This window comes from Rhodococcus sp. NPDC058532 (genome assembly GCF_042719255.1).
GTDB lineage: Bacteria > Actinomycetota > Actinomycetes > Mycobacteriales > Mycobacteriaceae > Rhodococcus_G.
Genome location: NZ_JBHXNU010000009.1, coordinates 94,150 through 110,922, shown reverse-complemented (window position 1 = coordinate 110,922; position 16,773 = coordinate 94,150). Strand labels below are relative to the sequence as shown.

1 protein-coding gene (only partly in view) is annotated in these 16,773 nt (G+C 69.6%); it reads left to right on the top strand.

All coding sequences use genetic code 11. The features are described from left to right. Window positions 1–16,773: the 3' portion of a non-ribosomal peptide synthase/polyketide synthase gene (locus ACFWQG_RS12905; RefSeq protein ID WP_378508019.1), read on the top strand. The gene continues 14,766 nt to the left of window position 1, outside the view; the window shows 16,773 of its 31,539 coding nt (coding positions 14,767–31,539); the start codon falls outside the window, past its left edge; the stop codon is at window positions 16,771–16,773.

Here is a 16,773-nt window from a genome sequence, read left to right as displayed (position 1 = left end):
GAACTGACCGCGCAGACTCGGCCCGAGCAGCTGCCGCTGTCGTTGGCGCAGCAGCGGATGTGGTTCCTCAACCGGTTCGACCCGGAATCTGCTGCCTACAACATTCCGGTGGCAATCCGGCTGTCCGGGCACCTCGACGTCGGGTCGCTGCGGGCGGCCGTCGCGGACGTCCTGTCCCGGCACGAGGTCCTGCGGACCGTCTACCCGGAGACCGCGGACGGGCCCGTCCAGGTGATCCTCCCCGCCGACGGCGCGGTGCCGGACCTCACGGTGGTGCCGACCACCGAGGCCCAGGTGACCCGGGTGGTCACCGACTTCGTGCAGGCCGGTTTCGACGTGACCGCGCAGGTCCCGGTGCGAACCCTGCTGCTTCGCATCGACCGTGACGGCCTCGACGAGACCGCCAGCGACGAGCACGTCCTCGCCATGGTGGTTCACCACATTTCCGCGGACGGCTTTTCGATGGCGCCGTTCACCCGCGACGTGATGATCGCGTACGCGGCACGCACCGCGGGACAGCTGCCGGGCTGGGCATCCCTGCCGGTGCAGTATGCCGACTACGCGTTGTGGCAGCGGGAGGTCCTCGGTTCGGAGAACGATCCGGACTCCCTGATCGCCGGGCAGATCGGCTACTGGATCACCGCGCTGGGTGGGCTGCCGGACCAGCTTGAGCTCCCGACGGACCGGCCGCGACCTGCGGTGCAGTCGTACCACGGCGGAAGGATCGAGTTCGCGGTCAGCGAGGACCTGCATCGCGGTCTCGTCGATGTCGCGCGCGGCAACAACGCGACGCTGTTCATGGCGGTGCACGCCGCGTTCGCGGTGCTGCTTGCCCGGTCGTCCGGGACCGAGGACATCGCGGTCGGCACCCCGTTCGCCGGCCGCGGCGAGGCCGCCCTCGACGACCTGGTCGGCATGTTCGTCAACACCCTCGTCTTCCGCACCCAGGTCGCCGCGGACGCCACCTTCACCGAACTGCTCGCGGCGGTCCGCGAGACCGACCTGGGAGCATTCGGCAACGCGGACGTGCCGTTCGAGCGACTGGTGGAGGTGCTGAATCCGACCCGATCGACGGCGCGGCATCCGCTGTGCCAGGTGGGATTCTCGTTCCAGAACCTGTCCGGCGGACAGTTCGAGCTGCCCGGGTTGTCCGTCGCGGCGGTCGATTTCGAGTCCGAGATCACCCAGTACGACCTGCACCTGATCGTCGCCGACCGCTACGACGGCGACGGGGACCCGGCCGGCATGTCGGCTGCGATCACCTACTCGACGGCACTGTTCGACGCGGGCACCGTGCAGGCGTTCGCGGACCGGTTCGTCCGGATCCTTGAGGCCGTCGTCGCGGACCCGGCCGCGATCGTCGGCGACGTCGACCTGCTCGGAACTGCCGAGCGGGGCCGCATCCTCGACGGCTGGAACGCGACCGACCGGCCCGTCCGCGAGGCGACGCTCGTCGACCTCGTCGACCGCCAGGTGGCACGCACCCCGGACTCGACGGCGCTGGTCTTCGAGGGCGAGACGCTGAGCTACGGGCAGTTCGATGTCCGGGTGAACCGACTCGCGCGCAGGCTGATCGCCGAGGGCGTCGGCCCGGAAACGCTGGTCGGACTGGCGATCCGGCGGTCAATCGACCTGCTCGTCGGCATGTACGCGATCGTCAAGGCGGGCGGCGCGTACGTGCCGCTCGACCCCGACCATCCCATCGAACGCATTGCGCTGGTGCTCGAGTCCGCGGCTCCGGCCCTGGTCCTCACCCGCACCCAGGACGGCCTGGATCTCGGAGCCGGGGTGCGGACCCTGACGGTTGACGCCGCGGACCTGGAGTCGCTCGACGGATCGCCGATCGCGGACGCGGAGCGGGTCGCTCCGCTGCGCCCGTCCCACCCGGCGTACGTGATCTTCACGTCGGGATCGACGGGACGACCGAAGGGTGTGGCGGTCTCACATGCCGCGGTCGTGAACCAGATGGTGTGGAAGCAATCCGAGTACCCGCTCGATGCGCGGGATGCGGTGCTGCTCAAGACCGCGGCGACGTTCGACCTGTCCGTGTGGGAGTTCTGGTGGGCGCTGCAAACCGGTGCCCGGCTGGTGATCGCCCGGCCGGACGGTCATCAGGATCCGGGCTACCTGCTCGACCTAATGGACCGGGAGGCGGTGACCACCCTGCACGTGGTGCCGTCGATGCTGTCGATGCTGCTGACCGAGGCCGATTCCGGGTTCCCTGGCACGGTGACCCGAGTGCTGGCGATCGGTGAGGCACTGCCCGCCGCCACCGCGGCGCGGCTGCGCCGCGTCAGCTCCGCGCGGCTGGACAACCTCTACGGCCCGACCGAGGCCGCGGTCTCGGTGACCTCGTACCGGACGTCCGAGGCGGACACCGTCACGGTGCCGATCGGCTCACCCGAGTGGAACACCCAGGTCTACGTGCTCGATTCACGGCTGCACCCGGTGCCCGCCGGAGTCGCGGGTGAGCTCTACCTGGCAGGTGCCCAACTGGCCCGCGGCTACTACCGTCGCGCCGACCTCACCGCGGACCGCTTCGTCGCGAACCCGTTCGACACCGCAGGCGCGCGGATGTACCGCACCGGCGACGTGGTGCGCTGGCGTGCGGACCTCGCACCGGAGCACGGGACGCTCGAGTACCTTGAGCGCGCAGACTTCCAGGTGAAGGTGCGGGGCTTCCGGATCGAACTCGGTGAGATCGAATCCGCCCTCCGGGCGCGGCCCGGGGTGATCGAGGCCATCGTCGTGGCTCGTGAGGACACGCACCTCGGCATCCAGCTGGTCGGCTACGTCGTCGGCGGCGATGGCGACCGGCCGCTCGATGGCTCGACCGTGCGGGAAGGTCTTGAGGGATCGGTACCGTCGTACATGGTCCCCGCCGTCGTGATGGTCCTCGACCGGTTGCCGCTCAACGTGAACGGCAAGGTGGATCGGAAGTTGTTGCCGGAGCCGGTGTTCGAGGCGCGGGTGTTCCGGGCCCCGTCGACGCCGGTCGAGGAGATCATCGCGGCGACCTTTGCGGATCTGCTGGGTGTGGAGCGGGTCGGGTTGGATGATGACTTCTTCGAGTTGGGTGGCAACTCGCTGATCGCGACGCAGGTGGTGGCGCGGTTGGGTGCGGCGCTGGAGGTGCCGGTGCCTGTGCGGGTGCTGTTCGAGGCGTCGACCGTGTCGGATTTGGCGGCGCGGGTGGAGTCGCAGGCGGGTGTTCGTGGCCGGATCGCGTTGGTTGCGGGCCCGCGCCCGGAACGGGTTCCGCTGTCGCTGGCGCAGCAGCGGTTGTGGTTCCTGAATCGCTTCGATCCGGAGTCGGCTGCTTACAACATTCCGATGGCCATTCGGCTGACCGGGCGACTGGACATCGATGCGTTGCAGGCGGCTGTGGTCGACGTGCTGGAGCGGCACGAGTCGCTGCGCACCATCTATCCGGAGTCGGATGGTTCTGCGTATCAGCTGATTGTCCCTGTTGCACAGTCTGTTCCAGATCTGGCACCGATCGAGGTGACATCCGAGACCATCGCGGCCACCGTCGCGGGGGTGATGGCCAGGAGCTTCGACCTCACCTCCGAGGTGCCGGTGCGGGGCGGGATCTATCGCCTCGGCGACGCCGAGCATGTCCTGGTGTTGGTGGTTCACCACATCAGCGCGGACGGCTGGTCGATGGGCCCGTTGACCCGGGACGTGATGCTCGCGTACGCGGCGCGGACCGCGGGCACGGAGCCGACCTGGGCTGCGTTGCCGGTGCAGTACGCCGACTTCTCGTTGTGGCAGCGGGAGGTGCTCGGCTCGGAGGACGATCCGGAGTCGGTGATCTCGCGGCAGCTCGGGTACTGGACGGAGGCGTTGGCGGGTCTTCCCAGCGTGTTGGAGCTTCCGACCGATCGGCCGCGTCCGGCGGTGATGTCCGGGCGTGGGGTCACGCACGAGTTCGAGATCGATGCCGAGCTGTACGGCGCGTTGGAGGCCGTGGCCCGCGAGCATCGTGTGACGGTGTTCATGGTTGTGCATGCGGCGCTGGCGGTGTTGCTTGCCCGGCTCAGTGGCTCGTCCGACGTTGCGATCGGGACGCCGGTCGCTGGCCGTGGCGACGAGGCGCTCGACGACCTGGTCGGCATGTTCGTTAACACGCTGGTGTTGCGGACCGCGGTCGAGGGTGGCGAGTCGTTCGCGGATCTTCTCGGGCGGGTGCGGGAGACGGATCTGGCGGCGTTCGCGCACGCCGATCTTCCGTTCGAGCGGCTGGTGGATGCCGTGAATCCGGTTCGTTCCCAGTCGTACACGCCGCTGTTCCAGGTCTCGCTTGCCTTCCAGAACCACGCATCGACGGCTCTGGAGCTTGATGGACTGCACGTCTCGGCGGTCGACAGCGACGTGGTTGTCGCGCGGTTCGACCTTGAGGTCATCGTCGTCGACCGACTCGTCGACGGTGCCCCGGTCGGCGCAGCCGTGGCGTTGACCTATGCGACGGATCTGTTCGATGGGGCCACCGCGGCCCGGTTCGGTGCGGCGTTCCTGCATATTCTTCGTCGGGTCGGTGCCGGCACCGTCGGGGAACTCGGCGACCTCGAGCTGATCTCCGCGCCGGACCGCGAGGTGATGCTTGGGGAGTGGAACGCGACCGCGGTGGAGGTTCCGGCCGGAACCCTGGTCGATCTGATCGACCGGTCCGCCCGCGAGAATGGCACCGCACCCGCCGTGACCTTCGAGGGCGAGACGCTCTCCTTCGCCGAGTTCGATTCCCGGGTCAACCGGCTTGCCCGTCACCTCATCGGGATCGGTGTTGGACCGGAGGATCGGGTTGTGGTTGCCGCCCGCCGGTCGGTGGAGATGCTCGTCGGCATGTACGCGGTGATGAAGGCCGGTGGCGCGTATGTGCCGGTCGATCCGGATCAGCCCGTCGAGCGGTTGGCGGCGGTCCTCGCGATCGCCGAGCCGGTGTGTGTGCTGACGACCGAACGCGATCGGGTCGAGGTGCCGGCCGGTGTGGTGGTCGTCGAACTGGACCGTGTCGATCTGGTGGGTCTCAGTGATGGTCCGGTTTCGGACGGCGATCGGATGCGCCCGCTGCGTCCCGGCAACCCCGCGTATGTCATCTTCACGTCCGGTTCGACCGGGGTGCCGAAGGGTGTCGCGGTCACGCACGAGGCGATCGTGAACCAGCTCAGTTGGTTCATTGGCGAGTACGCGGTGACGCCGTCGGATGTGGTGTTGCAGAAGACACCGATTGTGTTCGATCCGTCGGTGTGGGAGTTGTTCGTGCCGTTCCTCGCTGGCGCACACCTGGTCATTGCCCGCCCGGACGGGCACCGCGATCCGGACTACCTGGTGTCGATGTCTCGGGAGTGGGGGGTGACCCTCCTTGGCTTCGTGCCGTCGATGCTGGCCACCCTGGCGTCGGGCGCGGTGTCGGCGTTGCCGCCGTCGGTGCGGGCTCTGCAGTTGGCGGGTGAGGCGCTCAGTCCCGAGCTCGCGGCGCGGGTCATGGGCGCATCGCCGGTGCGCATCAACAATGCGTACGGTCCTGCCGAGACGACGCTGACGTCGGTGCACTACTGGTGCGACGGGACCGAGTCGGATTCGATGCCGATCGGTCGGCCGGTGTGGAACACGCAGGCATACGTGTTGGATTCGCGGTTGCATCCGGTGTTGCCGGGTGTCGCGGGAGAGGTGTATCTCGCGGGCAGGCAGGTCTCGCGCGGTTACCACGGTCATCCGGGCCGGACGGCGGAACGGTTTGTTCCGAACCCGTTCGGGGGACCGGGCTCTGTCATGTATCGCACGGGCGACCTCGCCCGCTGGCGTGCGGATGGCCAGTTGGAGTACCTGGGGCGCACCGACTTCCAGGTGAAGCTGCGCGGCCAGCGCATCGAGCTGGGGGAGATCGAGTCGGCTCTCGAGCGTGTCGGTGGTGTGTCGCAGGCGGTGGTGGTGCTGCGCTCGGATCCGGCGGTTGGTGATCGACTGGTCGGGTATGCGGTGCCGGATCCGGGCGTGGCGCTGACCTCGAGCGCGCTGCGGGAGCGGGTGGCGGAGTCGTTGCCGGGGTACATGGTGCCGTCCACGGTGATGGTGCTCGAGGCGTTCCCGCTCAACACCAGCGGCAAGCTGGATCGGAAGTTGCTGCCGGAGCCGGTGTTCGAGGTGCGGGTGTTCCGTGCGCCGTCCACGCCCGTCGAGCGGGTCGTTTCAGCGGTGTTCGGTGAGGTGCTCGCGGTCGAGGAGGTCGGACTCGATGACGACTTCTTCGCGTTGGGCGGCAACTCGCTGATCGCGACGCAGGTGGTGGCGCGGTTGGGTGCCGCGTTGGACACGCAGGTGCCGGTGCGGATGCTGTTCGAGGCGTCGACGGTGGGGGAACTGGCGGGCCTGGTCGAGGCCCATGCCGGCGCTGGCGGCCGGGTCGCGTTGCGCGCCGGCGAGCGCCCGGACCGGATTCCGTTGTCGCTCGCACAGGCTCGGCTGTGGTTCCTGAACCGGTTCGCCCCGGAGTCGACCGCGTACAACATTCCACTGGCGGTTCGGTTGACGGGCGTGCTCGAGGTGGCCGCGTTGCAGGCGGCGGTCGGTGATGTGCTTGAGCGGCACGAATCGCTGCGCACGAGGTACCCGGAGTCGGACGAGGGTCCGCGGCAGGTGATCGTTCCGTCCGCTGAGGTGACCCTCGACCTTGAGCCGAGGAGCATCGCCGACGTCGACATGCTCGCCGCGGCTGCGGAGTTCCTGTCCGAGGGGTTCGACGTGCGGGTTGCACCGCCGGTGCGTGCGCGACTGTTCGAGGTGTCCGATACCGATCGGGTCCTGGTGATGGTGGTGCACCACATCAGTGCGGACGGTCTGTCGATGGCGCCGCTGGCCCGTGACGTGATGGTGGCCTACGCTGCCCGTGCGGAAGGGGCGGCGCCGGCGTGGTCGCCGCTGCCGGTGCAGTACGCGGACTACACGGTGTGGCAGCACCGGATGCTCGGTTCGCTCGATGACGAGAACAGTCTGGCTGCACAGCAACTCAAGTTCTGGAGGGGCGAGCTCGCGGCGTTGCCCGACGCCCTGGATCTCCCCGTCGACCGGCCGCGCCCGGCCGAGCAGTCGATGCGGGGTGCGCGGTACGACTTTGCCCTCGACGAGGGCACCACAGCGGCGATCCGCGAGTGCGCCGCCGCGCACGGCGCAACTCCGTTCATGGTGCTGCATACCGCGCTGGCCGTGCTGCTGGCCAGGCTCTCCGGGACGTCGGACATTGTTATCGGCACCCCGGTCGCCGGACGTGGCGAGGCCGCGTTGGATGACCTGGTCGGCATGTTCGTCAACACCTTGGTGTTGCGCACCGAGGTGGACGCGTCGGCGTCGTTCGCGGACCTGTTGGGCATTGTTCGTTCGACGGACGTCCGGGCCTTCGGGCACATGGACGTGCCGTTTGAGCAACTTGTCGACGCACTGAACCCGGCGCGGTCGAAGGCGCACAATCCACTGTTCCAGGTATCGCTGTCGTTGCAGAACCAGGAGCAGGCGGTTCTGGAACTGCCCGGCCTGACGGTCGGCGCGCTCGACACCGATGTCGAGGTCACCCAGTTCGACCTGTCACTCACCCTCGGTGACCAGGTGGACGCGCACGGCGCAGCCGATGGCATGTACGCGTGCTTCGTGTATGCGACGGATCTGTTCGACGAGTCGACGATCGCGGCGTTCGCGTCGCAGTTCGTCCGCATCGTTGAGGCCGTGGTCGCGGATGCGGCCGCGGTCGTCGGCGATATCCGCATGGTCAACCGGCAGGAGGCGCAGACGTGGCTCGCCCGCGCAACGGGCGAGACCGTCCCCGGCAATGGTGGCCTTCTACTCGACGACTTCGAGGCGCAGGTCGCACGCACGCCGGACGCGATCGCACTCGCCGACGACACCCGCCGGATGACGTATCGGGAGTTCGACGCTCGGGCCAACCGCATCGCGCGTGTTCTCATTGCGCGTGGGGTCCGACCCGAGGCAACGGTTGCGATCGCGATGCGCCGGTCGCTCGACCTGTTCGTCGCGATCTACGCGGTCCTCAAGGCGGGCGGGGCCTATCTCCCGGTGGACCCGGATCAGTCGGGGACCCGCAACGAGTTCGTTCTGGAGGCAGCCACTCCGCTACTGGTCCTGACCAGCGCGTCGGACCGCGCGGACCTTCCTCCGACCGAGGCGGAGGTCGTCGAGATCGATTGCCTCGATACCGCCGGCGTTCGCGGCGAGCAGATCGATCCGTCGGAGCGGATCGGGGTGCTGCGTCCGGGCAATGCCGCGTACGTGTTTTTCACCTCGGGGTCGACCGGACGGCCGAAGGGTGTCGTGGTGTCCCACGACGCGATCACCGGTCATCTGCGGTGGATGCGGGACCGGGCGAGTATGACGAATGCGGACGTCGTGCTGCACAAGGCGGTCGAGACGTTCGACATCGCGGTCTGGGAATGCTTCGGTGGCCTGCAGTCCGGCGGTCGGGTCGTGGTGGCCCGCGCCGATGGGCATCGCGATGCGCGGTACCTTGCGGATCTGATGGCGCGTGAGCGGGTGACGGTTGCGCACTTCGTGCCGTCGATGCTCGACCTCTTCCTCGGGTCGGACGGTGTCGCCCTACCGGACTCGCTTCGTTTCGTCTTTGTCGGTGGCGAGGCGATCTCGATCGACCTGGCGCGGTCGGCCGCCACGCGCGGGCTGTCGGTCCACAACAGTTACGGACCGACCGAGGTGACGGTCACTGCCACCTGGTTCGACCACGCTGGTCGTGCGCGGGGCGCCGTGGTGCCGATGGGTGGTCCGGCGTGGAATACCCGGGCGTATGTGCTCGATTCGCGGTTGCACCCGGTTCCGATCGGGGTCGCCGGTGAGTTGTATCTGGCCGGCGAGCAGGTTGCGCGGGGCTATCTCGGCAGGCCGGACTTGACGGCTGATCGGTTCGTTGCCGATCCGTTCGGGACCGTTGGTGATCGCATGTATCGGACCGGTGACCGCGTGCGGTGGAACGGCGAGGGCGACCTCGAGTTCCTCGGCCGCACGGACTTCCAGATCAAGCTGCGGGGCCAGCGGATCGAGCCGGGAGAGATCGAAGCGGTTCTCCGTCGACATCCGGCGGTGGCGCAGGCGGTCGTCGTCGCGCACGCCGACGAGCGGACAGGCATGCAACTCGTCGGGTATGCCGTTGCGTCCGATGGGATGGAGGTCGGGTCGGCGGAGCTGAGGGCGTACCTCGATACCCGTCTTCCCCGGTTCATGGTGCCCTCGGCGATCGTGGGCATCGATCAGATGCCGCTCAATGCTGCGGGGAAGTTGGACCGCAGAGCCCTACCTGCGCCACGATTCGAGACGTCCACGGACGCCTACGTCGCTCCCCGCACCCCGGTCGAGGCATTCGTTGCCGAGGCCTTCGCCGCCGTCGTCGGCATTGAGCAGGTCGGTGCCACCGACAGCTTCTTCGAGCTCGGCGGCCACTCCCTGCTCGCGGTCCGGGTCGTGGCTCGGCTGAACGCCCGATTCGGCGTCGATCTCGGGGTCCGGGTGATCTTCGACGCCCCGACCGTTGCGGCACTGGCGGAGGTTGTCGAACGGTCCGGCTTGGCGTCGGACCGTCCCGCGCTGACCGCACGCCCGCGTCCCGACCTGATTCCGCTGTCCCTTGCACAGCAACGCATGTGGTTCCTCAACCAGTTCGACACCGAATCGGCGCTGTACAACATTCCGGCAGCGGTGCGACTGTCCGGCCAGCTGGATGTCGGGGCACTGCGGGCAGCAGTCGGCGACGTGCTGGCCCGGCACGAGGTGCTGCGCACGCGGTACCCGTCCGTCGACGGAACGGGTAGCCAGCAGGTCCTGCCGGTCGGCGCGTTCACCCTCGACCTGACGCCGGAGACGATCCCGGCAGCGGACACGATCACCCGGGTCACCGAGGTGGTCACCGCCAGCTTCGACGTGACCACCCAGGTCCCGGTGCGGGCCCGGCTGTTCGCCGTCGCCGACACCGACGACCACGTCCTCGTGCTGGTGGTGCATCACATCGCGGGCGACGGGGTCTCGATGGGGCCGCTGACCCGCGACGTGATGCTCGCCTACGCCGCCCGCGGCGCGGGCAGCGCGCCGGACTGGGCGCCGCTCACCGTCCAGTACGCGGACTACAGCCTGTGGCAGCACGAGGTTCTCGGCTCCGAGCACGACCCGGCTTCGCTGATCTCCCGGCAGCTGTCGCACTGGACGACGGCCCTAGACGGGCTGCCGGACCAGCTGGAGCTGCCGACGGACCGACCGCGTCCCGCCGTGGCGACCAACAGCGGAGCGGTGGTGTCGTTCACGCTGGACGCGAGCCTCCATCGAGGCCTCGGCGACCTTGCCCGGACCCACAATTCGACGATGTTCATGGTGCTGCACACGGCGCTGGCCGTGCTGCTCGCCAGGCTCTCCGGGACCTCGGACATCGCGATCGGCACTCCGATCGCGGGACGTGGCGACGCGGCACTCGACGAGCTGGTCGGCATGTTCGTCAACACGCTGGTCCTGCGGACGCCCGCCGAGCCGTCCACCACCTTCGCGGATCTGCTTGAGCAGGCTCGGGAGACGGACCTGTCGGCGTTCGCGAACGCGGACGTGCCGTTCGAACGGCTGGTGGAGGTGCTGAGCCCGACCCGCTCGCAGTCGCGGAACCCGCTGTTCCAGGTGGCCATCGCCATGCAGAACACCGGGCCGGTCGAGTTCGAACTGCCCGGGCTGAGCCTGAGCGGCGTCGACTTCGACGGGCACGTCGCCAAGTTCGACCTGCAGCTGGCGATCATGGAGTCGTTCACCGAGGACGGCGTCGCCGACGGCATTGCGGCCGAATTCCTTTACGCGACAGATCTGTTCAACGAGCAGACCGTCGTCCGCTTCGCGGAGCGACTGGTGTCCATCGCCCACGCGGCGGTGGCGGCCCCCTCGACCGCGATCGGCGACATCGACCTCCTCACCCCTGCGGAACTGGTCGAGCTGAGCAGTCGGCGCGGCGCGGACGCCGGCCCGGTGCGCACGCTGCCGGAGGTGCTCGCCGCCGCGGCGAGGATGCACCCGTCGGCGCCCGCCGTCACACTCGAGGGTCGCACCCTGACCTACCGGGAGATCGACGAGTGGTCGTCCCGGGTGGCGCGGGTGTTGATCGCGGAGGGGGTGGGCCCGGAGTCGTTCGTTGCGCTGGGGATCACCCGGTCGATCGAGTCGGTGCTGGCGGTGTGGTCGGTGGCAAAGACCGGCGCCGCGTTCGTTCCGGTCGACCCGAACTACCCCGCCGACCGGGTCGCGCACATGGCGTCGGACTCGGGTGCCCGGATCGGCCTGACCGTGTCCGCGTCCGTGGACCGGCTCCCGGGCAGCGTCCGCTGGCTGGTCCTCGACGACCTCGACTTCGCCGCCCGCTGCCGGGTGCAGCCCGCGGGCGAGGTCGACGCGTCCGAACGCCGCGGTGCCCTCCGGGTCGAGAACACCGCCTACGTCATCTACACGTCGGGGTCGACGGGCAAACCGAAGGGCGTCGCCGTCACCCACGGCGGACTGTCCAACCTGGCGGACGAACAGCGGGACCGGTTCGGGATCGATGCCGACTCGCGGACACTGCATTTCGCGTCCCCGAGCTTCGATGCCTCGATGCTGGAATTGCTGCTCGCGGTCGGAGCTGGCGCGACGATGGTGATCGTGCCGACCACGATCTACGGCGGTGCGGAACTGGGTGAGCTGATCCGGGACGAGCGGGTGAGCCACATCTTCATCACCCCGGCCGCGCTGGCCTCGATCGACCCTGCCCAGGTCCCGGAGCTGCGGTCGGTGATGGTCGGCGGCGAGGCATACTCGCCGGACCTGGTCGCCCGCTGGGCGGCCGACCGCGCCTTCTTCAACGTCTACGGGCCCACCGAGACGACGATCCTCGCCACCAGCAGTGATCCGCTCACCCCGGGCGGGCCGATGCCGATCGGCGAGGGTCTGCGCGGGGTGCGCACCCTCGTCCTCGACGGCAGGCTGCACCCGGTCCCCGTCGGTGTTGCCGGGGAGCTGTACCTGTCTGGCCCCGGTGTCGCGCGCGGCTACCTCGATCGGCCGGGGCTGACCGCCGACCGCTTCGTCGCGAATCCCTTCGCCGCGGACGGTGCCCTCGCGGGCGACAGGATGTACCGGACCGGTGACGTGGTGCGGTGGACGGATGCGGGTGAGCTCGACTACGTCAGCCGCGCCGACTTCCAGGTGAAGGTCCGCGGCTTCCGGATCGAACTCGGCGAGATCGACCTGGCGTTGACCGCTCACGACGACGTCGACTTCGCGACGACGATCGGCCACACCGCCGGTGGCTCGACCTCGCTGGTGTCCTACGTGGTGGCCGTACCGGGTCGGGTGCTCGACCCGAGCGCGCTCAAGGAGTTCGTCGGTCGATCACTGGCCGCCCACATGGTGCCCGCCTCGATCATGGTGCTCGACGAGATCCCGCTGAACCCGGTCGGCAAGCTCGACCGGAAGGCGCTGCCGGAGCCCGTCTTCGAGGCCCGCGAGTTCCGCGCCCCGTCGACCCCGGTCGAGCAGATCGTCGCGAACGCCTACGCGGAGGTGCTCGGCGCCACTCGCGTCGGGCTCGATGACGACTTCTTCGAGCTCGGTGGCAACTCGCTGATCGCGACGCAGGTCACCGCCCGTCTCGGCGCCGCGCTCGACGCAACCGTCCCGGTCCGGCTCATGTTCGAGGCCAGCACGGTCGCGGAGCTCGCGGTGCGGGTCGGCCAACTCGCGGGACACGGTGGGCGTCCGGCGCTGCGTCCGGGCGACCGGCCGGAGCAGCTGCCGCTGTCGCTGGCGCAGCAGCGGATGTGGTTCCTCAACCGGTTCGACCCGGAGTCGGTGGCCTACAACATTCCGTCGGCGATCCGGCTGACCGGTCACCTCGATGTGGCGGCCCTGCAGGCCGCGGTCGGGGACGTGATGGCGCGGCACGAGGTGCTGCGCACCGTGTACCCGCAGGCCGAGGACGGCACCGCGACGCAGGTGATCCTGCCGATCGGGGACGTCGTGGTGGACCTCGACCCGGTCGTCGTGCCTGCCGACCGGGTGGTCGCCGAGGTGACGGCGTTCGTGTCCGCCGGATTCGATGTCACCGCGCACGTCCCGATCCGGGCGCTGCTGGTGCGGGTCGACGGCACCGACGCGAACCACGAACACGTGCTCGCCCTCGTCGTCCACCACATCGCGGCCGACGGGTCCTCGATCGGGCCGTTCACCCGGGACCTGATGGTGGCGTACGCGTCTCGTGCCGCCGACACCGTCCCGCCGCAGCAGCCGCTGCCGGTGCAGTACGCGGACTACGCGCTGTGGCAGCGGGAGGTCCTCGGCAGCGAGGACGATCCGGCGTCCCTGATCTCCGCGCAGCTCGACTACTGGAGGACCGCGCTCGCCGGCCTTCCCGACCAGCTCGATCTGCCGACCAACCGGCCGCGCCCGGCGGTGCAGTCGTATCACGGCGGGACGATCGAGTTCGCGGTCAGCGCCGAGCTGCACCGGGGCCTGGCCGCCATCGCGCGCGGCAACAACGCCACCCTGTTCATGGTCGTGCACGCCGCGTTCGCGACGCTGCTCGCGCGGCTGTCGGGGACACGGGACATCGCGGTCGGCACCCCGTTCGCCGGCCGCGGCGACGCCGCGCTCGACGACCTGATCGGGATGTTCGTCAACACCCTGGTCTTCCGGACCGATGTCGCACCGGACGCGAGCTTCATCGAGCTGCTTGCGCTGGTTCGGGAGGCGGACCTCGGGGCGTTCGGGAACGCGGACGTGCCGTTCGAGCGGCTCGTCGAGGTGCTCAACCCGACCCGCTCGACCGCGCGGCACCCGCTGTGCCAGGTCGGCTTCTCGTTCCAGAACCTCGCCGAGGCCACCTTCGAACTCGACGGCCTGGAGATCGCGCCCGCCGAGCTGGCGTCCGAGGTCTCCCAGTTCGACCTGCACCTGATCATCGGTGACCGCTACGACGAACAGGGGACGCCGATCGGGTTGGGCGCCAACCTGACCTACGCGACGGCCCTCTTCGATCGGGGCACCGCGCAGGCGTTCGCGGATCGCTTCCTCGGGATCCTGGAACGGGTCGTCGCCGACCCGGACGGGACCGTGGGGGACCTGCCGATGGTCACCGCGGCCGAGTCCGAGCAGATCCTCGGCGACTGGAACGCCACCGACGAGTCGGTGCCCGACGCGACCCTCGTCGACCTCTTCGCGGCGCAGGCCACCCGGACCCCGGACGAGGTTGCGCTGGTGTTCGAGGAGCAGACGCTGACCTATCGAGAGTTCGCGTCCCGGGTGAACCGGTTGGCGCGCAGGCTGATCGAGGAGGGGGTCGGCCCCGAGGCCCCGGTGGGTCTGGCGATGCGGCGGTCCGTCGAGCTGATGGTCGGCATGTACGCGATCGTCACGGCGGGCGGCGCCTACGTGCCGATCGACCCGGACCATCCGGGGGATCGGATCGCCCTGACCCTGGAGTCGGCGGCCCCGGCGCTGGTGCTGACCCGGACCGCCGACGCGGTCGCGCTGCCCGACGACGTCCGGTCGCTGGCGGTGGACACCCTCGACCTGTCCGGCATCCCGGACGCACCGGTCGACGACCGGGACCGGGTGGCGCCGCTGCGCACCGGGAACCCGGCGTACGTGATCTTCACGTCGGGTTCGACCGGCAGGCCGAAGGGCGTCGCCGTCTCCCACGCGGCCGTCGTCAACCAGATGGTGTGGAAGCAGGAGGAATACGGGCTCGGCGGTACCGACGCGGTGCTGCTCAAGACCGCGGCCACCTTCGACCTGTCGGTGTGGGAATTCTGGTGGGCGCTGCAGACCGGTGCGCGGCTGGTCATCGCCCGCCCCGACGGGCATCGGGATCCGGCGTACCTCCTTGACCTGATGACGCGCGAGTCGGTGACGACCCTGCACGTGGTGCCGTCGATGCTGTCGATGCTGCTGGCGGACCAGCAGCACCGCTTCCCGGAGTCGGTGACCAGAGTCCTGGCCATCGGCGAGGCACTGCCCGCGGACACCGCGGCGCGGTTGCGGGCCGTCAGCGGTGCCCGGCTCGACAACCTGTACGGACCGACCGAGGCGGCGGTCTCGGTGACCTCATACCGGACGTCGGAGGCGGACGCGGCGACGGTGCCGATCGGCAGGCCCGAGTGGAACACCCAGGTGTTCGTCCTCGACGGACGCCTGCACCCGGTACCGGTCGGGGTGCCCGGCGAGTTGTACCTCGCAGGCACCCAGCTGGCCCGCGGCTACCACGGGCGGACCGACCTGACCGCGGATCGGTTCGTCGCCAACCCCTTCGGTGACGGCACCCGCCTCTACCGCACCGGCGACGTGGTGCGGTGGCGCGCCGACGGCAACCTTGACTACCTCGAGCGCGCCGACTTCCAGGTCAAGGTCCGCGGTTACCGGATCGAACTCGGCGAGATCGAATCCGCGCTGCGGTCCCTGACCGGGGTGAACGACGCGGTCGTGGTCGCACGGGGCGACGCGCTGGGCGGCACCCGGCTCGTCGGCTACGTCGTCGGGTCCGGCCTCGACGGGGCGCACGTTCGTGGCGCGCTGTCCGGCGCGGTGCCGTCGTACATGGTGCCTGCGGCCGTGCTGGTCCTCGATGCGCTGCCGCTGAACGTGAACGGCAAGGTGGACCGGGCGGCGCTGCCCGATCCGGAGTTCGCGCCGCGCGAGTTCCGGGCACCGGCGACCGACACCCAGCGCGCGGTGGCTGCGGTCTTCGCCGAGGTGCTCGGGCTCGAGCGGGTCGGGTTGGACGACGACTTCTTCGAACTGGGCGGCAACTCGCTGGTGGCCACCCGGCTCACCGCGCTCCTCGGCGCCGAGCTCGGTGTCGAGGTTCCGGTGCTGTGGGTGTTCTCGGGTCCCACGGTGGAGTCGATCGCGTCCCGTGCGGATGCCGTCCTCGCGGGTGTCGAGGACGTCGACGCGGACGCCGCGTTCGGCATCCTGCTTCCGCTGCGGGAGCAGGGGACCAAGCCGCCGCTGTTCTGCATCCACCCGGTCATCGGCCTGTCGTGGGCGTTCGGCGGGCTGTCCGCCCACGTCGACCGCGAGCGCGCCATCTACGGTCTGCAGTCGCCCGCGATCTCCGGTGCGGAACCGTTGCCCGCGACCATCGAGGACTGGGCGGCGCGCTACCTGCGGGAGATTCGGACCGTGCAGCCCGAGGGGCCGTACCACCTGATCGGCTGGTCGCTTGGCGGCGTCATCGCCCACGCGATGGCGGCCCAGCTGCAGGCGGACGGCGGGGAGGTCGCCCTGCTCGCGATGATGGACAGCTACGCGGACAACGACATCGAACGCCCGGCGGCCGCGCGCGGCATGACCGCCCGGGACCTGGTCGGCGGTCTGCTCCCGTCGCTCGCGTCGGGGGGCGAACGGGTCGACGAGGATCTCACCATCGACCTCGTGCACGAGCTCGTCGCGGATCTTCCCGCGCCGTTCGGATCGTTCGGGGCCGACCGGATCGCTGCCGCGCTCGCTGCCGCGGGCGCGTCGATCGAGATGATCGGGGAGTACGACCCGCGGCCCTACAAGGGTGACCTGCTGTACTTCGCGGCGTGCGGCGACGACCCGACCGGCGAGATCGGCGCGTCGACGTGGCGCGCCGCCGTCGACGGCCGGATCGCCACCCACCGCATCGAGGCCACGCACTGGGAGATGGCGTCCCCGGAGTCGCTCGCCCGGATTGGTGCGGCGCTCGAGGAATGGTGGTCCGCCGACGGCGAACGCTGA